Below are 16,944 nucleotides of genomic sequence, written 5' to 3'. Positions count from 1 at the left end.
GCGACCACGAGCCCGGTGACGAAGGAATCGAATTCGCGGCGACGGGCGAGGGCCCGTCGCTCGACGTCGGTGTTGCCGCGGACTCGCAGCAGCAGCGTGACGTAGGGCAGTTCGGCACACAGGATGTCCACGCTGCGTCGCACCAGGTATTCGAGGCGGTCGATGTATCGCCCGGTTGTCGCCCGATCCTCGGTCGTGACGGCGAACAGAGCATTGAGAGCCCGCGACAGCGCGAGTTCGAGCAACTCGGACTTGCCGGACACGTGGTGATAGATCGAGGACTTGGTGATACCGAGCCGCTTCGCCAGAACTTCCATGCTGGTGCCGTCGTATCCGCGGTCGTTGAAGACCTTGACCGCCACTGCCAGGAGGGAATCGAGGTCGTATCCCGGCCGCCCTGGCTGTCCGGTCTTGCGCGGCGCGCGTGCGGTTGTCATTGCCACATCTTCTCAGCCGATGGCCGATTCCACAGCACCACGGGCAGCAGACCTTGCCAAACGACCGAATGTTCGGTTATCAATGACGCAACCGTACGAAGGAGTTCGAAGTGGGCGAAGTATTTCTGGTGGCCGGCGCACGCACCCCGCACGGACGCTACGGCGGTGCGCTGTCGACCGTGCGCCCCGACGACCTGGCCGCGATCGTCGTCGCCGAGGCGGTCCGGCGCGCGGGCGTTCCCGTCGACCGAATCGACGAGGTGATTCTCGGTGCGGCGAACCAGGCAGGCGAGGACAATCGCGATGTGGCCAGAATGGCAGTTCTGCTCGCAGGACTCCCCCACACCGTGCCGGGTTACACCGTCAACCGTCTGTGCGCGAGCGGACTGACCGCAGTCGCCAACGCCGCGAGCACCATTCGGAGCGGTGAGGCCGAGATCATCGTGGCCGGTGGCGTCGAGTCCATGACGCGCGCGCCCTGGGTCATGGCCAAGCCGGGAACCGCGTGGGCCAAGCCGGGCGAGATTTTCGATACCTCCCTCGGCTGGCGCTTCACCAATCCGACCTTCGCTTCCCACGACGCGGGGACCGATCCCAAGATCACCCTGTCGATGGGCGAAACCGCCGAGGAGGTCGCGCTCAGCGAGGGCATCACCCGCGAAGAGTCCGATGCCTTCGCATTCCGCAGTCAGCAGCGTGCCATCGCCGCCCAGGATGCCGGACGCTTCGCCGATGAGATCGTGCCCGTCACGACCAAGAACGGCGAGTTCACCGAGGACGAGACACCGCGACGCGGAACCACACTCGAGAAGCTCGGCACGCTGAAGACCGTGTTCCGCAAGAACGGCATCGTCACCGCCGGAACGTCCTCACCGTTCACCGACGGTGCGTCGGCGCTGGTGGTGGCCTCCGAGGAGGCCGTGAACAAGTACGGCCTCGAGGTACGGGGCCGCATCGTCACCAGTGCGAGCGCAGGCATCGCACCGCACATCATGGGACTCGGGCCGGTGCCGTCCACACAGAAGGCACTCGCTCGCGCCGGGTGGTCTGCCGACGACCTCGTTGCCGTCGAGCTCAACGAGGCCTTCGCGGCGCAGTCACTCGGCGTCATCCGCCAGTTGAAACTGAACGAGGACATCGTCAATGCCGACGGCGGGGCCATCGCCCTCGGCCACCCCTTAGGTTCCTCCGGTGCTCGAATCCTGTTGACGCTGTTGGGCCGCATGGAACGTGAGAAGGCGTCCCGCGGGCTCGCGACGCTGTGCGTCGGCGTCGGGCAAGGCGTGTCGATGTTGATCGAGGCACCGTGAACACACTTGTCGTGGAGGAGCTGACCGACCGGGTTGTCGTCACACTGAATCGCGAGAAGCAGCGCAACGCAATCGATTCCGAGATGATCGGCGAGTTGCACGAGGTGTGCGCGCTCGTGGAGCAGGATCCCAAGATCGTCATCCTGACGGGGCAGGGCGAGCATTTCGCCGGCGGTGCCGACATCAACCAGCTGCGCGCCCGCACCCGCGACGACGCATTGCGCGGCATCAACCGAAACCTGTTCGACCGCATCGCCGCACTACCCCTGCCGACGATCGCCGCAGTCCGGGGGTACGCCCTCGGCGGTGGAGCAGAACTGTCCTACGCCTGCGACATCCGTATCGCGTCGCCGACGGCGGTGTTCGGCAATCCCGAACCGGGACTGGGCATCATGGCTGCTGCCGGGGCCAGCTACCGGTTGCCGACTTTGGTGGGAGTGTCCGTCGCCAAGCAGGTACTTCTCGGTGGCCGGACGCTCGACTCCGAGGTGGCACTGCGCTCCGGCCTGGTGCTGGACGTCGTCGACGAGCCCTTGGCTGCAGCGCATTCCCTCGCGGATCGCATTGCCAAACAAGCACCTCTGGCACTGAAGCTGACCAAGAAAATTCTCGATGCGCCTGGTTCACACCCGTGGGCCGACGACATCGCGCAGGCTGTTCTGTTCGAGACCGAAGACAAACAACGCCGAATGACGGCATTTCTGGAGAAGAAGAAATGACAGCTCCATCAAAGGTGGCAGTGGTCGGTGGCGGCCGCATGGGTGCAGGCATCGCGCAGGTATTCGCCGCCCTCGGTTCCACCGTCGTCATTGCCGAGGCCGCCGACCAAGAAGCAGCCCTCGGTCGAGTCTCGACCGGGTTGGATCGGGCGCACGAGCGCGGCAAACTCAGTGAGGATCCCGCTGCGATTCTCGCGCGGGTCTCCACCGTCGCCGGGCCCGCGGACCTACCCGCCGACCTCGACCTGGTGGTCGAAGCCGTGCCCGAAATTCCGGCGCTCAAGGTCGAGGTGTTGGCTCTGATAGACAAAGTCGCATCGGAAAATGCGGTCATCGCGTCGAACACGAGCTCTATCTCCATCGCCGAACTCGGTGCAGCACTGAGTGATCCGAGCCGCTTCATCGGGATGCACTTCTTCAACCCGGTTCCGGCGTCGACTCTGGTCGAGATCGTCCGCGCGCCTGCCACCTCCCCGGACGTGGTGGAGCGAGTACAGCAGTGGGTGTCGCTCCTGGGCAAGACCGAGGTGCTCGTCAACGACTCCCCCGGCTTCGCTACCTCGCGGCTCGGCGTCTGCCTCGGGCTCGAGGCCATTCGGATGTTGGAGGAGGGCGTCGCCGACGCCGAATCCATCGACCACGCCATGGAACTCGGCTACAAGCATCCGATGGGACCGTTGCGGTCGACCGATCTCGTCGGGTTGGACGTTCGGCTCGCCATCGCAGAACACCTGGCGTCGACCCTCGGCGACAGATTCACTCCCCCGCAGTTGTTGCGAGACATGGTTGCTCGCGGCGACATCGGACGCAAGTCCGGTCGCGGCTTTCACGATTGGACGAACACATGACGGTACGGTTCGACATCACCGACGGCTTGGCGACCATCACCCTCGCGCGCTCCGAGGCACACAACGCCCTCGACGTCGCAACGAAGGTTGCGTTGGCGGAGGCCGTCCAGAACGCCGCTGCACCCGAGGTGCGCGCCGTGCTGATCACCGCAGAGGGGAAGAACTTCTGCGTCGGCCAGGATCTCGGCGAGCACGTCGCCGCACTCGAGGCCGATCCGGCCACGGCGATGGATACCGTCGGTGAGCACTACAACCCGGTGATCCGCGGACTGGCTTCGCTCGAGGTACCGATCGTCGTGGCCATCCCCGGCGCATGCGTCGGCGCGGGTCTCGGGATTGCCTTGGCCGGAGATATTCGGGTTGCGGGCACCAAGTCCTCATTCGCGACGGCCTTCACCGGAATCGGCCTGGCCAGCGACTCGGGGTTGAGCTACACGTTGGTCGAGGCGCTGGGATCGAGCCGGGCCGCTGGTCTGATGCTGCTCGGTGACAGGGTCACCGCCGTGCAGGCCCTCGACTGGGGTCTGGTGCATCGCGTCGTCGAGGACGGGGACGTACTCGAGACCGCGAGCACGCTCGCCACCTCCCTCGCTGCAGGCCCCACCCAGGCCTACAAGCAGGTCAAGTCGCTGATCGCTCGATCCGGATTGACCGACGCCTTGGACCGCGAGGCTCAGGCACAGACCGCCCTCGGCCAGACGCAGGACCACAAGGCCGCCGTCGACGCGTTCCTGAACAAGACGAGGGCCTCCTTCGTCGGCATGTGAGCGGGAGTGGAGCCTGCGGAACGACCCATGTGAACAGAAACTCGACCCCTGCTACGAGGTTTCGCGCACGTGCGGCGCAGCCGCTCTTGTGCGCGGAGCCACACTCGAGGCATACTGGTTACCAACCGATCATTCGGTAATGAAAGTAGGACTTATGACCACGTCAAACACCTTGTACGCCGAGACGCTGCAGGACGGGTTCGACGACACCGTTGCCCGCGAACAGCGCGTCGAGCCCCGCGACTGGATGCCCGACGGCTACCGCAAGTCGCTCATCCGCCAGATCGCCCAGCATGCGCACTCCGAGATCATCGGTATGCAGCCGGAGGGCAACTGGCTCACCCGTGCGCCGTCGCTGCGCCGCAAAGCGATCCTGATGGCCAAGGTGCAGGACGAAGCCGGCCACGGCCTCTACCTGTACTCCGCCGCCGAGACGCTCGGTGCAGACCGCGCCGATCTGACGGTCAAGCTCATCGAGGGCGAGCAGAAGTACTCCTCGATCTTCAACTACCCCACCCTGACGTACGCCGACGTGGGCACCATCGGCTGGCTCGTCGACGGTGCAGCGATCTGCAACCAGGTTCCCTTGTGCCGCAGCAGCTTCGGCCCGTACGCACGCGCGATGATCCGCGTCTGCAAAGAGGAGTCGTTCCATCAGCGACAGGGCTACGAACTGCTCGCCACGATGATGCGCGGCACCGACGAACAGCGCGCCATGGTTCAGGAATCAGTCAACCGCTGGTGGTGGCCGGCTCTGATGATGTTCGGCCCGCCGGACGACGAGTCCCCCAACACCGAGCAGTCGATGAAGTGGGGCATCAAGCGCCACACCAACGACGAACTGCGCCAACGCTTCGTCGACATGTCCATCCCGCAGGCGAAGGCCCTGGGCGTCACGTTCCCCGACCCGGACCTGAAGTGGAACGAGGAGCGCAAGTCGCACGATTTCGGCGAGCCCGACTGGTCCGAGTTCATGCAGGTGATCAAGGGCAACGGTGCCTCCAACGTCGAGCGCATCGCGAACCGGCGCGCAGCTCACGACGGCGGAGCCTGGGTCCGTGAGGCCGCAACCGCATTCGCCGAAAGGAACGCAGCATCATGACCGAATTCACCGCCGAGGGCGGCCACGGAGCGGTGCCCACCGAGGGTGTTCCGGTCGAGCCGAAAAGGGAAGCCGTCAAGGCAGATTGGCCCCTGTACGAGGTGTTCCTGCGCGGCAAGCGCGGCCTGAACCACGTGCATGTCGGATCGCTGCACGCCGCCGACGACCACATGGCGCTGCGGCATGCTCGCGACGTCTACACCCGACGCAACGAAGGCGTCAGCATCTGGGTGGTTCCGTCCAACTCGATCGTCGCGTCGTCGCCGTCGGAGAAGGATCCGTTCTTCGCTCCGAGTGGCGACAAGGTGTACCGCCACCCGACGTTCTACGAGATCCCCGACAACGTTCCCCACATGTGAGACCCACACTTCAAGAGGACACGCACTCATGACTGATCACGACAGCGCCTACGAGGGCCTCGTCGACGAGGATTCGCACGGGCAGTGGGCATTCGGGACGAGCTTCGACGACCCGCTCGCCGGAGTCGACACCACCGTGCCCGACGACGTCGACCTGAAAGCCCTTGCCGCGTACTGCCTCATGCTCGGCGACGATGCGCTGATCAGCTCACAGCGCCTGGCCGAGTGGAGCACCCGCGCACCGGAACTCGAAGAGGAAGTGGCACTGGCCAACGTCGGCCTCGATCTCCTCGGCCAGGCCCGGCTACTGCTGGCCCGCGCCGCCAAAGCCGACCCGACGGTCGTGCCGTTCATCTCGGACACCTCCCCCGCGCCGGCCGAGGACGCGCTCACGTTCTTCCGCGACGAGGCCGACTTCCGGAACGTACGACTCACCGAGCTCGACAACGGTGATTTCGCCAAATCTCAGGTGCGCCTTCTGGTGTTCTCGACGTGGCGTCTCGCACTCTTCACTCGGCTGCAGGATTCCCGCGATCCCGTTCTCGCCGCGGTTGCGAACAAGGGCGTCAAAGAGCTGACGTACCACCGCGACTACTCGGCACGCTGGGTCGTCACTCTGGGCTGCGGCACGGAGGAATCGAAGCGACGCGTCCGCGACGCGGTGGCTCGGATCTGGCCGTACGTCTCCGAACTGTTCGTGCCGACGGACGAGGAAATCGCACTCGCGAAGGTCGGTGTCGGCGTCGACCCACGCGACGTGCGCGAGGAGTTCGATTCCGTTCTGGCACAGGTGCTGCACGCCGCCGAGTTGGAGGCACCCGAGGGCAAGTCCGTGGGCACCATCGGCGGCCGTGGAGGCAGGCGAGGTATCCACACCGAGGCATTCGGGCCGCTGATCGCCGAGATGCAGGTCGTGGCGAGAGCGCATCCGGAGGGCGTCTGGTGACCACTCTCGAACGAACGGCACGCGAGATCGCCGCCACCGTCATGGATCCCGAGATGCCGCTGCTCACTCTCGACGACCTCGGCGTCCTGCGCGACGTCGAGGTACGCGAGAACGGCAGTGTGCTCGTCACGATCACACCGACGTACTCAGGATGCCCGGCGATGGCGACGATGCGCGACGACATCGCGCACAAGCTCACCGACCACGGCTACTCCGAGGTCGAGATCGTCACCAGCCTCTCCCCCGCGTGGAGCACCGACTGGATCTCCGAGGAGGGCCTGCGCAAGCTTCGCGAAGCCGGCTACTCCGTACCCGGCCCCGCCCCGGCGCGGACGAGTGGTCCGGTCCCGTTGACCCTGACAGTGAAGCCGCGGCAGATCGCCTGCCCCCAGTGCACTTCCACCAATACCCGCCTCACCTCCGAGTTCGGTGCCACCCTCTGCAAAGCCCAGTACCGGTGCGACGACTGCCTCGAGCCCTTCGACCACGTGAAGGAAATTTGATGACCGTCACCGCTGAACCCGTACAGAAGAATCTGCGGAACAAGCCTTTTCACACGTTGACCGTCGCGGATGTCGAGTCACTGTGCGACGACGCCGTCGCCGTCACGTTCGACGTGCCAGAACACCTCACGGACGAATTCGACTTTCGCCCAGGGCAATCCCTGATGCTCAGCCGCACGGTGGACGGCGTCGAGCACCGTCGCTCCTACTCGATCTGCGCACCGGTGGGCGCGCGTCCCCGCGTCGGTGTGCGGGAGGTGAGCGACGGCCTGTTCTCCTCGTGGTTGGTCCACGACGTCAAGGCAGGCGATCGAATCGACGTCCAGGGCCCGAGCGGTAGTTTTCACGCCGACCCGGCCGCAGGCGGCCGACACGTGCTCATCGCAGCCGGCTCGGGCATCACCCCGATGCTCTCGATCGCCGCTTCGGTGTTGGCGAACCCCGACGCCGAAGTCGTTCTGCTGTACGGCAATCGGCGTACCAGATCGGTGATGTTCGCCGAGGAGATCGCCGATCTCAAGGATCAGTACGGCAGCCGGTTCGACGTCATTCACGTCCTGTCCAGGGAACCGCGCGAGGTCGAACTGTTCAGCGGAAGACTCGACGCCGAACGACTGCGCGAGATACTCGACACCGTCGTCGCCACACCGGATATCGATCATTTCTGGTTGTGTGGCCCGTTCGGGATGGTCACCGATGCCCAACAGGTCCTCGGAGACCTCGGTGTGGCGAAGACCAGCATCCACGCCGAGCTGTTCTATGTCGACGACGTGCCCCCGCCGCAGGAGAAGCACCGCGAGCCCGGCATCACCGGGCCCAGCAGTGAGGTCACGATCATCCTCGACGGACGTGAGGTGAAAGGTGCACTGCCTCAGGACGAGTCGATCCTCGATTCGGCCGAGCAGCTGCGCTCCGATCTCCCCTTCGCGTGTAAGGGCGGCGTGTGCGGCACCTGCCGCGCAAAGGTCACCAGCGGTGACGTGGACATGCGTCGCAACTACGCCCTCGATGACAACGAGGTCGCTGCCGGCTTCGTGCTCACCTGCCAGACCTTCCCCCTCAGCGACACCGTGACCGTCGACTTCGACGCCTGAGACACGAGAGAGCAATCATGACCAGTGTGCTGTCCGCCCCCACCGATACCCCCGATATCGAGTTCGCGTCTCGCGATCGGATCTCCACCCTGCAGTTGGAGCGCCTGCAGTGGTCACTGCAGCACGCCTACGACAACGTTCCGCATTACAAGAAGGCCTTCGACGACGCGGGGGTGCATCCGACCGATCTGAAGGACCTGTCGGATCTGGCGAAGTTCCCGTTCACCGCCAAGGCCGATCTGCGGGAGAACTACCCGTTCGGCATGTTCGCCGTCCCGCAGAACCAGGTCTCGCGCATTCACGCGTCCTCGGGAACCACCGGCCGACCCACCGTCGTCGGCTACACCGCGAACGACATCGGCAATTGGGCGGACCTCATCGCCCGTAGCCTTCGCGCAGGCGGGGTGAAGCCCTCCGACAAGGTGCACGTGGCCTACGGCTACGGCCTCTTCACCGGCGGTCTCGGTGCACACTACGGTGCAGAACGACTGGGCTGCACCGTCATTCCGATGTCCGGCGGTATGACCGATCGCCAGATCCAGCTGATCGAGGACTTCGAGCCCGACGCCATCATGGTCACGCCGTCCTACATGCTCACGATCGTGGACGCGATGGTCAAGAAGGGCATCGATCCGGCGAAGACGTCCCTGCGGACCGGAGTGTTCGGCGCGGAGCCGTGGACCGAGGAGATGCGCAAGGAGATCGAGAAGACTCTCGACATGGATGCCGTCGACATCTACGGCCTGTCCGAGGTGATGGGACCGGGTGTCGCGATGGAATGCGTCGAAACCAAGGACGGACTCCACATCTGGGAGGATCATTTCTACCCGGAGGTCATCGACCCGGTGACCGGCGAAGTCCTGCCCGACGGTGAGGAGGGTGAACTGGTGTTCACTTCGCTGTCCAAGGAAGCGATGCCGATCATCCGTTACCGGACTCGGGATCTGACCCGTCTGCTGCCCGGAACGGCCCGCACGATGCGACGGATGCAAAAGGTCACCGGCCGTACCGACGACATGATCATCCTGCGTGGAGTCAACCTGTTCCCGACACAGATCGAGGAGCTGATTCTGACGGTTCCCGCTCTGGCACCGCAGTTCCAGTGTGTGCTCGAGCGCGCAGGCCGCATGGACTCGATGACGGTACTGGTCGAAGCCCGTCCCGACGCCCCGCTCGACGCGCATTCGGTGGCAGCGGCGACGTTGAAGAAGCTGGTCAAGGATCGCATCGGCGTCAGTGTTGGAGTCGATGTCGTCGCACCGGCTGCCCTCGAGCGTTCGATCGGCAAGGCTCGCCGTCTGATCGACAACCGTCCAGCCGTATGACATGAGCCCGGTGGCACAGAGTTTCGAGCAATGGCGCGAGAACGTCTCGACGGCGTTCGTGCCGCTGGACGCTGTGTCCACCGGGCCGTCGTCGTTCGAGGGCACACTGGTGTCGTCGACGCTGGGGGCTTTGCAACTGAGCGAGGTGACCGGCCGCGAGGTCGACGTCCGGCGGACCCGCGCGACCATCCGGCGGTCCGATCCGGGCTTGATCAAGGTGGGTCTGCAGCTGACGGGGCGCGGCACGATCGTTCAGAACGAGCGCGAGGCAGTACTGAACCCGGGTGACTTCGCGGTGTACGACACCAGCGCCCCGTACGAGCTGCATTTTTCCGGCAATTTCGAGATGTTCGTCGTGATGTTCCCGCGTCGAGAACTGCGTATAGACTCTCGGGAACTGACCACTGTGGCGGCGCGGTGCATCGAGGGTGCCCGCGGCGTCGGCGCGTTGGTGTCGCCTTTTCTGCATACCCTGCGCCGCAACGCCCTCGACGGCACTCTGCCCACCACGCCGATGCTCGAGCACGCGGTACTCGATCTTCTCGGTGCCGCTCTCGACGACGCAGCACCCCACGAGGCTCCGGGTTCGACACTGCTGATCGAGGCCAAGGGCCTCGTCGAATCGCACCTGTCCGATCCCTCGCTGTCCACGGCCTCTCTCGCTGCGCGCCTGCATATCTCGACGCGCTACCTACAGAAACTCTTCGAGTCCGACGGTCGCACGGTGGCGGGCTGGATCAGATCCAGGCGGCTCGATCGCTGCCATCGCGATCTCCGCGACCCTCGATTCGCCGCGGACAGCATCGGAACCATCTGTGCGCGTCACGGTTTGATCGATTCCTCGAACTTCTCGAAACTGTTCAAGGAGACGTACGGGATGTCGCCGCGGGAGTATCGCGCCGTGTGAGGGCACCCCAAGGTCCTTCTTACCATCCCGGCTAGCCTGCAGCACTGATAATCGCAGCGACAGTTCGGCAGTCGTATCTGAATCTCGATGTGCCCAGAGAGGCCAAGGTTGTGAAACTAGTAACGTGTCAATCGATTGACCCCAGACGAAATGGTTGAAAAGAACGCACCGACATCGCACATGGCACACCCTGATGCTGACGTGTAACGATAGCATCAGACTCGCGGAACACGACCCGCAACGCTTCTCCGAAGCCATGGGCTACGGCGTGCCACGGCATGTTTACCTGCGATCGTGGGATAGCATCCAGCCTCTGCGCTCTGAACGGCTGTCCGGTCCGGACAACCAACGCTAAAGCCGGCCGGAAGGATGACATTGTGGCGAACTTGGCCAAAGATCGCCGACGTGGAACTGCTTGGCGCATATGGGACCTTCATATCCATACGCCTGCCTCGATTGTGCAGCACTACGGTGCCGACACGGCAGAAACCTGGGAACGGTTCATCACCGAACTTGAGGCACTTCCACAGGACATCACCGTCATCGGGGTCAACGACTATTGGTTCCTGGACGGTTACCGGCGCGTGCTTGACGCTAAACAGAACGGAAGGCTTCAGAACATCGAAGCCATTTTCCCCGTAATTGAAATGCGGCTAGACCACTTCGGCGGAACGGAAGGGCACCTCTCAAGGGTCAATCTCCACGTAGTTTTTGATCCTGCCCTCGATGCCGATCTGATCCAAGCGCAGTTCATAGCTGCCTTACAGCCAAAGCTCACCCTGTCACCAGGCCATGCAGACAGCGGATGGCAGGGGATTATCACCAAAGAATCCTTGACCGATCTGGGACGAAGCATCAAGGCCACCGTGCCTCCGGGTGAACTATCAAGGTATGGATCAGATTTCATTGAGGGATTCAATAACATCAACGTCAGACTACAGGACGTTCAAACAGTTCTAAGCGGCGCATACTTCAAGGGTAGAGCTTTAGTTGGAGTGGGAAAGACCGAGTGGCGAAACATAAAATGGAACGATCAATCGATAGCTTCTAAGAAGAATGTTATCAACTCAGCAGATTTTGTCTTCACGGCTTACGCAGATACTGCGCGATGGCAGGGGGATGTTGCAGATCTAAGAACCAGCAACGTAACCCACAAGGTCCTGGATTGTAGCGACGCGCACTACTTCTCCGACGCGGACGAGCAAATGCGCCTCGGCGCATGTCAGACTTGGATGAACACCACGCCCACTCTGGCCGGTTTGGCATACGCGCTCGGAGAGTTCGACCGTCGCGTGTATGTCGGCCTTGAGCCGCCCGCACTCTCCCGCATCCGCAGAAATCCGGAGCGTTTCATTTCACGAGTAATCGTTGATTCAGATAGCAGCGTGCATGACCTCTTCGCACATGAGCTTCCCCTCAATTCAGGTTTCGTGGCTGTAGTCGGAAATAAGGGACAAGGGAAATCAGCTTTGTTGGACTGCATAGCTCTTGCAGGAAACTCATCCCGCAGCGGAGAATTTGCATTCCTAAGCAAGTCCAGATTTCTCAGCGCGTCTAACCACAAGAGCGCAAGCGAATACAGTGCTGAACTTTTCTGGGTCACAGGGACTTCTCGACGAGTGAAGCTGACAGAATCGCATGATCGAGCGGCTCCCGTCTCGGTCGAGTACCTGCCGCAGATGTTTGTCGAGCGCGTCTGCAACCTCGACCCCATGACTGACGACACCGATGAGTTTGAACAAGAATTGCGAACTGTCCTATTTACACACATCCCAGAGAGTGAGCGAGTTGGGCAGAAGACTTTTGACGCGCTTCTGACGCAAAAGACTCAAGCTTCAAGGGATGACATCGTAGGTTTAAGGGACGTTTTGCACAACAGTATTCGCGCCTACATCGCCACTACCTCCTTCAGGTTCGAGAATAAAGCTTCCGAAGTTCAGAGCCGCCTGGATCTTAAAGCGGCCGAGGTCGATGCCGCAAAGCGCGCTGTTGCCGCAGCAAAAGCGGCGCTCGCCGAGATTGATCTGGAGGGCGGGGACGACGGGGAACTTGCGGCCTTAAAGGAACGGTCGGACGAAATCGAAGCTGAACGATTGCAACTCTGGACCAAGCTTGACGAGAACGGACGACAGCAGGCTGCTTTACTACAGCAATTGTCGGCATTGGAGGCCCTCGCGCACAGGACCGAGGCGATCCGCGCCAGCATTTTCCAACTTAACGTCGATGCGGATGAGGTACTAGACGGTGACGAGGGCACCTATCTCACCCTGACAATCGACAACGCCCGTTGGGATTCTCGAAACCTGGCAGTCGAAAGCACCCTGGCCAAGCTGAACGCGGAGCGTGAAGCCCTTGAGGAGGCCATCGAGGCTCAGGATCAAGTTCGACGGGAGAACGCAGACGCACTCGCGGCTGCAGACACTGCTCGGGAAAGAGCACGTCAGCACGTCTTGCAATCAGAGGAACGGGTTGCCGTTCTCACCGGCACCGAAGACGATGGCGAGAGTCTTGCAGGTCTCAACGCCCTCCTCCAACGCATCAACGAGACCCCAGCCAAGATCGGCGGCCTTCGAGAACAGATTTTGGCAGGGTCGAAGCTAATCTACGAAGTTCTGCAACAGCAGCTCGCGGCCGTTAAAAGCCTCTATCAACCAGCGTCGGACTTCATCGCTAGGTCCTCGGTAGTCAGAAATGCGGGACTTGAGTTCAATGCAGAACTACGTGTCCTCCCGTCGTGGAGAAGCGTCTCAGCAGGACTGGACGGACGAAAGAACGGTGACTTTACCGACTGGCTTACCGAGCTTCCCCAAAGACTCGAAGACACCAGCTGGAAGCAACTCGCCGATGAATTGTCAGACGCGCTGAATAGGCTGGAGCGTGAGCGGGGGGAAGTCGAAGGCGAGTTACGAGATCCGGCCGACGCGCTGCGGGGCACCAAGACACTCGACAGTTTTCTGATGAGTATGTTCAACCTGGACTGGCTCGAAGTGCGGTTCGGACTCACGGGTGATGGGCAGCCGCTGTCCCAGTTGTCGCCCGGTCAGCGCGGGTTGGTTTTAGCGCTCTTTTACCTTGTTGTCGACCGTCGGACGACACCCCTACTGTTAGACCAACCCGAAGAAAACCTTGACAACGAAACCATCGCTTCTAAATTGGTCCCCGCGATACACGAAGCAGCCGGACGGCGCCAAACGATCGTAGTCACACACAATGCGAACCTTGCTGTTGTCGGTGACGCCGATCAGATAGTTCACTGTCAGATGCAGGATAAACGATTTACTCTCAGCAGTGGCAGCATCGCCGAGCTCGACGTGGCCAAGTTCGCGCTCAACATATTGGAAGGAACCAAGTCTGCATTCGATAATCGGCGACACAAGTATGAAGCATTCCCATCGCTAAATTGATTGAATCCGACTTGGCCTTGTAGCGTTCACAAGTGTCTAGTCCCCCGACTTGTATAGACACCCCGTCGATTCTTTGCATCGTCGTTCTATTACGTACAGGCTCGTCTTGCAACACCTGTCGTATCAGCGCTCTCAGGGCATCAACCACGACAATCGCCACCGACGAACATGTCCGGAGTGACCAACCCGACGCACGCGCGGTCGAGGCTCCACTGCGTCAGCTGGCGAAGGAGTTGTGCGAATTCCTCAGGATCAGATCCGAGGCCCGCTCACCGACCATGATGGACGGCGCGTTGGTGTTGCCCGATGGCACCGTGGGCATGATCGACGCGTCCGCGACCCGCAGCCCCTCGACGCCACGCACTCGAAGATTGGCTCCGACAACAGCATTAGGATCCGAGTCCGCACCCATCTTGCAGGTGCCGACCTGATGGTGGTACGTGCCGGCGGCCTGTCGAACATAGGCCCGCAGGTCGTCGCGTGTGCGCGCACTCGGCCCCGGAGCCACCTCGGCCTTCCGCCACGGCGCGAACGCGTCGGAGGCACCGATCTCACGGCAGATCTCCACCGCGTCGACCATCGCTTCGAGGTCGTACGGATCGGCCAGAATGTTCGGATCCGCCAGTGGCAGTTCACTCGGGTCCGAGGACGCCAACCGCAACGTCCCGCGCGAGCGGGGAGCGACGATGCCGGGTGCGATGGTGTAGCCGTTCTCGGGCACCGGGTATCCGTCGGCCGGGTACGGAATGTGCATGAACAGGGGCTGCAGATCCGGTGCAGCGCCGGCCCATCCATTGCTGCGGGCGTAGAGCTGCGCCTCGAGCAGATTATTCGTACCGGCTGCGAGCGGCGCGAGGGACTCGTAGATGTTGCTCAGCAGCAGGTGGTCGTGCAGATTCTCGCCAACACCCGGCAGGTCCACGACCGTGTCGATCCCGAGTTCGGCCAAGTGCGCGGCGGGTCCGATTCCACTGAGCAGCAAAGTCTTCGGTGATCCGAGAGCTCCACCGCAGAGGATCACCTCGTGATCCGCGAACGATCGCTCCACCTCGGAACCCCCGCGGCTGTACTCGATTCCCACCGCACGGCCGTTCTCGAGAACCACCCGGTGAACGAGTGCCCCGGTGGTGACGGTCAGGTCAGGATGCCCGATCACCGGGCCTACGAAGCTCTTCCACGCACTCATCCGTTCGCCGTCGCGTGTAGTGGTGTGGTTGTAGCCGGCACCCACCATCTCGTCGGCGTTGAAGTCGTCGATCAGCTTGTGCCCGTGTTCGACGGCCGCGTCGACGAAGGCGGCCGCCAGTGGATGCGGGGTACCCATGATGGACACCGGCAGTGGCCCGTCGCCGCCGTGGAACTCGTTGGCCCCTAGTTCGTGCGACTCCGAACGCTTGAACAGCGGCAGCACGTTCTCCCAGGCCCACCCGGCATCGCCGGTCGCGGACGCCCACCCGTCGTAGTCGCTGGAATGCCCTCGTACGTAGATCATTCCGTTGAGGGACGAGCTGCCGCCGAGTACGCGTCCACGCGGCCAGAAGATCCGCCGATCGTTGGCGTGCTTCTGCGGGGTGGTGAACAGTCCCCAGTCCTGTGATCCGCCGAGCAGCGTCGGCCAGCCCTGGGGTGAGTGGATCGCCGGGTCGGTATCCACCGGTCCGGCTTCGATCACGTGCACGGTGTGCCCGGCATCGAGCAAGCGCCGCGCGATGACGCTTCCTGCTGATCCTGCTCCCACTACGATGTAATCCGTCGACATGCGCTGCCTCTTTCTGTTGTGACCGTCGACACAACAGTGGCCGAATCCGCGAACACAAACATGTCGCTGAGCGCACACATTCTGGGGCAGATGCGCACCACCATGAGCGAGCTCGGTCAGAAGGCCATCGGCGCCATTCCCAGGATCATCAATGCGGAACCTGCCGTCACTCGTCGTCCGGGCGGGTTGGTGCGCAACAGGTGGATCGTCACGGCCATCCACCCCACCAGGAGTAGCGCGGCGATGACCCTTGGATCGGCCTCGACTCCGTGCCGGTGCCGCGTCGTCGCCTGCGATTCCGCGTGGGAGTGCATGGGCGGCAGCATCATCAGTAGTACGGCCATGCAGGTCAGGTCCACCGCGCATGGAATCGATCGGGTTCTGTTCGGCACGTCTGCGGTGACGTGTACGGCAACCGCGACGAGAGCGAGTATCGATATCAGCGCCATGGATGGGTCGGTACCGAAGGCCACCATGGAGGCCATGACGATGCCCATGCAGAGGTGAGCCCACCGCACCCGCCCCGTGTGCTTGCCACGTCCGAGCAGCGGGAGAACAGCACCCACTGCACCGAGCGCCATCAGCACCGTCATGACCATCGGTGTCAGACCTCCGTCGTCTCGAGAGTTCGGCTCCGAGTCGCTCGTGCCGTCATTGTTCCTCCCACGAAGAATGCCACGACGACGATCAACAGAAGGGCGGCGAGCACTCCCGAACCGCCGATCAGCAGTGTGAAGTTGTCCAGCACGAGGCCCAGAATCGCCACCAGGCCAAGAGTTCCCAGCGCAGGCGCGACGACGGTGTGCCAAGTCCGTGTGTCCACACTCGATCGACGGAAGAACGCGATGATGGCGCCGCCGGTGAGGATCATCAGAACCAGGATGCTGACGGTAGCCAGTCCTGACATCCAGGTGAACAGTTGCAGCACCGGGTCTGCGCCCGCCACCGCGAAGACCGCGAGAACCACCGCGGCCGAGGCGGTCTGGAACAGTGACCCCATGTGCGGGGAGCCGTGCCGGGAGTGGGTGCGCGCCAACAACGAGGGGGCGACGCCCTTCCGGGCCAGTGCGAAGACGTACCGACCGATTGCGTTGTGGAACGCCAACAGAGCGGCGAAGAGACTGGTGACCAACATGATTTCCATGATGTCCGCCGACATCGGGCCCAGGTACTGGGCGGCAGCGGCGAAGGTCAATCCCGCCGTGTCGTCGGCAGCGGCCTGCGCGACGGACGCGCTGCCGAAGGCGAGCACGACGGCCCAACTCGACACCGCGTACACCAGTCCGATGGTGACGACAGCGGCGTAGGTCGCAATCGGAACGGTGCGCGTGGGGTTACGCGCCTCCTCGCCGTAGATCGCGGTGGCCTCGAAACCGATGAACGAGGCGATTGCGAACATCAGGGCGATTCCCGGTGATCCGCTGAAGAAGGCCGAGGGAGTGAACGATTCGACGTCGATGCCCG

The 16,944-nt window shown here is 62.8% G+C and carries 16 protein-coding genes; 12 read left to right on the top strand and 4 right to left on the bottom strand.

What is annotated here, in order from left to right; all coding sequences use genetic code 11:
* The coding region (locus tag A2J02_RS23750) for a TetR/AcrR family transcriptional regulator (RefSeq protein WP_068054491.1) at positions 1-437 on the bottom strand (437 nt) is incomplete at its 3' end.
* Between the two features lie 110 nt (positions 438-547).
* Here A2J02_RS23750 and A2J02_RS23745 point away from each other — a divergent pair.
* The 12 genes from A2J02_RS23745 (at position 548) to A2J02_RS23690 (ending at position 13,721) form a co-directional block, all read left to right on the top strand.
* Entirely contained in the window at positions 548-1,747 is a 1,200-nt protein-coding gene (locus A2J02_RS23745) for a thiolase family protein (RefSeq protein ID WP_068054489.1), read from the top strand.
* Complete coding sequence (locus A2J02_RS23740) at positions 1,744-2,466, top strand: enoyl-CoA hydratase/isomerase family protein (RefSeq protein WP_068054486.1); 723 nt, start codon at positions 1,744-1,746, stop codon at positions 2,464-2,466. The genes A2J02_RS23745 and A2J02_RS23740 overlap by 4 nt, the downstream gene beginning before the upstream one ends.
* Positions 2,463-3,314, top strand: coding sequence for a 3-hydroxyacyl-CoA dehydrogenase family protein (locus A2J02_RS23735; RefSeq protein ID WP_068054483.1), 852 nt, complete (start codon positions 2,463-2,465; stop codon positions 3,312-3,314). The genes A2J02_RS23740 and A2J02_RS23735 overlap by 4 nt, the downstream gene beginning before the upstream one ends.
* Entirely contained in the window at positions 3,311-4,081 is a 771-nt protein-coding gene (locus A2J02_RS23730) for an enoyl-CoA hydratase/isomerase family protein (RefSeq protein ID WP_068054479.1), read from the top strand. The genes A2J02_RS23735 and A2J02_RS23730 overlap by 4 nt, the downstream gene beginning before the upstream one ends.
* Before the next feature lie 154 nt (positions 4,082-4,235).
* The gene (gene paaA / locus A2J02_RS23725; RefSeq protein ID WP_068054476.1) at positions 4,236-5,183 is read left to right on the top strand and encodes a 1,2-phenylacetyl-CoA epoxidase subunit PaaA; all 948 of its coding nucleotides are present in this window, start codon (positions 4,236-4,238) and stop codon (positions 5,181-5,183) included.
* Positions 5,180-5,542: a 1,2-phenylacetyl-CoA epoxidase subunit PaaB gene (gene paaB, locus A2J02_RS23720; RefSeq protein WP_032404451.1), complete on the top strand. Its 363-nt coding sequence runs from the start codon at positions 5,180-5,182 to the stop codon at positions 5,540-5,542. Before paaA ends, paaB begins: the two co-directional genes overlap by 4 nt.
* A 28-nt stretch (positions 5,543-5,570) precedes the next feature.
* On the top strand, positions 5,571-6,488 hold the full coding sequence (paaC, locus tag A2J02_RS23715) for a 1,2-phenylacetyl-CoA epoxidase subunit PaaC (RefSeq protein WP_032404450.1): 918 nt from the start codon (positions 5,571-5,573) through the stop codon (positions 6,486-6,488).
* Between the two features lie 41 nt (positions 6,489-6,529).
* Positions 6,530-6,991 carry a 1,2-phenylacetyl-CoA epoxidase subunit PaaD gene (paaD, locus tag A2J02_RS23710; protein WP_068054497.1) on the top strand — a complete coding sequence of 154 codons (462 nt, stop codon included), beginning with the start codon at positions 6,530-6,532 and terminating at the stop codon, positions 6,989-6,991.
* Positions 6,991-8,085: a 1,2-phenylacetyl-CoA epoxidase subunit PaaE gene (paaE, locus tag A2J02_RS23705; RefSeq protein ID WP_068054473.1), complete on the top strand. Its 1,095-nt coding sequence runs from the start codon at positions 6,991-6,993 to the stop codon at positions 8,083-8,085. The genes paaD and paaE overlap by 1 nt, the downstream gene beginning before the upstream one ends.
* 17 nt (positions 8,086-8,102) lie before the next feature.
* On the top strand, positions 8,103-9,410 hold the full coding sequence (paaK, locus tag A2J02_RS23700) for a phenylacetate--CoA ligase PaaK (protein ID WP_068054470.1): 1,308 nt from the start codon (positions 8,103-8,105) through the stop codon (positions 9,408-9,410).
* Between the two features lies 1 nt (position 9,411).
* The gene (locus A2J02_RS23695; RefSeq protein ID WP_068054467.1) at positions 9,412-10,317 is read left to right on the top strand and encodes a helix-turn-helix domain-containing protein; all 906 of its coding nucleotides are present in this window, start codon (positions 9,412-9,414) and stop codon (positions 10,315-10,317) included.
* Positions 10,318-10,694: 377 nt separating this feature from the next.
* Entirely contained in the window at positions 10,695-13,721 is a 3,027-nt protein-coding gene (locus tag A2J02_RS23690; protein ID WP_068054494.1) for a TrlF family AAA-like ATPase, read from the top strand.
* A 217-nt stretch (positions 13,722-13,938) separates the two neighbouring features.
* On the opposite strand, the gene A2J02_RS23685 is transcribed toward A2J02_RS23690, so the two are convergent.
* The 3 genes from A2J02_RS23685 to A2J02_RS23675 all read right to left on the bottom strand — a co-directional run.
* Positions 13,939-15,480, bottom strand: a complete 1,542-nt coding sequence (locus tag A2J02_RS23685) for a GMC family oxidoreductase (protein WP_068054464.1) — start codon at positions 15,478-15,480, stop codon at positions 13,939-13,941.
* Positions 15,481-15,596: 116 nt separating this feature from the next.
* Positions 15,597-16,079, bottom strand: a complete 483-nt coding sequence (locus A2J02_RS23680) for a DUF5134 domain-containing protein (RefSeq protein WP_068054461.1) — start codon at positions 16,077-16,079, stop codon at positions 15,597-15,599.
* Positions 16,080-16,084: 5 nt separating this feature from the next.
* The coding region (locus A2J02_RS23675) for an APC family permease (protein WP_156516359.1) at positions 16,085-16,944 on the bottom strand (860 nt) is incomplete at its 5' end.

It is taken from the genome of Rhodococcus sp. EPR-147 (genome assembly GCF_001647185.1).
GTDB lineage: Bacteria > Actinomycetota > Actinomycetes > Mycobacteriales > Mycobacteriaceae > Rhodococcoides.
Note: the sequence above shows the minus strand (reverse complement) of the source record. Positions and strands in the feature narration are given on the sequence as shown.

Excerpts from the sequence above, each read along its gene's own strand:
- A2J02_RS23735 (WP_068054483.1), top strand. The coding sequence starts at position 2,463 with ATGACAGCTCCATCAAAGGTGGCAGTGGTCGGTGGCGGCCGCATGGGT.
- A2J02_RS23730 (WP_068054479.1), top strand. The coding sequence starts at position 3,311 with ATGACGGTACGGTTCGACATCACCGACGGCTTGGCGACCATCACCCTC.
- paaA (WP_068054476.1), top strand. The coding sequence starts at position 4,236 with ATGACCACGTCAAACACCTTGTACGCCGAGACGCTGCAGGACGGGTTC.
- paaB (WP_032404451.1), top strand. The coding sequence starts at position 5,180 with ATGACCGAATTCACCGCCGAGGGCGGCCACGGAGCGGTGCCCACCGAG.
- paaC (WP_032404450.1), top strand. The coding sequence starts at position 5,571 with ATGACTGATCACGACAGCGCCTACGAGGGCCTCGTCGACGAGGATTCG.
- paaD (WP_068054497.1), top strand. The coding sequence starts at position 6,530 with ATGGATCCCGAGATGCCGCTGCTCACTCTCGACGACCTCGGCGTCCTG.
- paaE (WP_068054473.1), top strand. The coding sequence starts at position 6,991 with ATGACCGTCACCGCTGAACCCGTACAGAAGAATCTGCGGAACAAGCCT.
- paaK (WP_068054470.1), top strand. The coding sequence starts at position 8,103 with ATGACCAGTGTGCTGTCCGCCCCCACCGATACCCCCGATATCGAGTTC.
- A2J02_RS23695 (WP_068054467.1), top strand. The coding sequence starts at position 9,412 with ATGAGCCCGGTGGCACAGAGTTTCGAGCAATGGCGCGAGAACGTCTCG.
- A2J02_RS23685 (WP_068054464.1), bottom strand. The coding sequence starts at position 15,480 with ATGTCGACGGATTACATCGTAGTGGGAGCAGGATCAGCAGGAAGCGTC.
- A2J02_RS23680 (WP_068054461.1), bottom strand. The coding sequence starts at position 16,079 with ATGGTCATGACGGTGCTGATGGCGCTCGGTGCAGTGGGTGCTGTTCTC.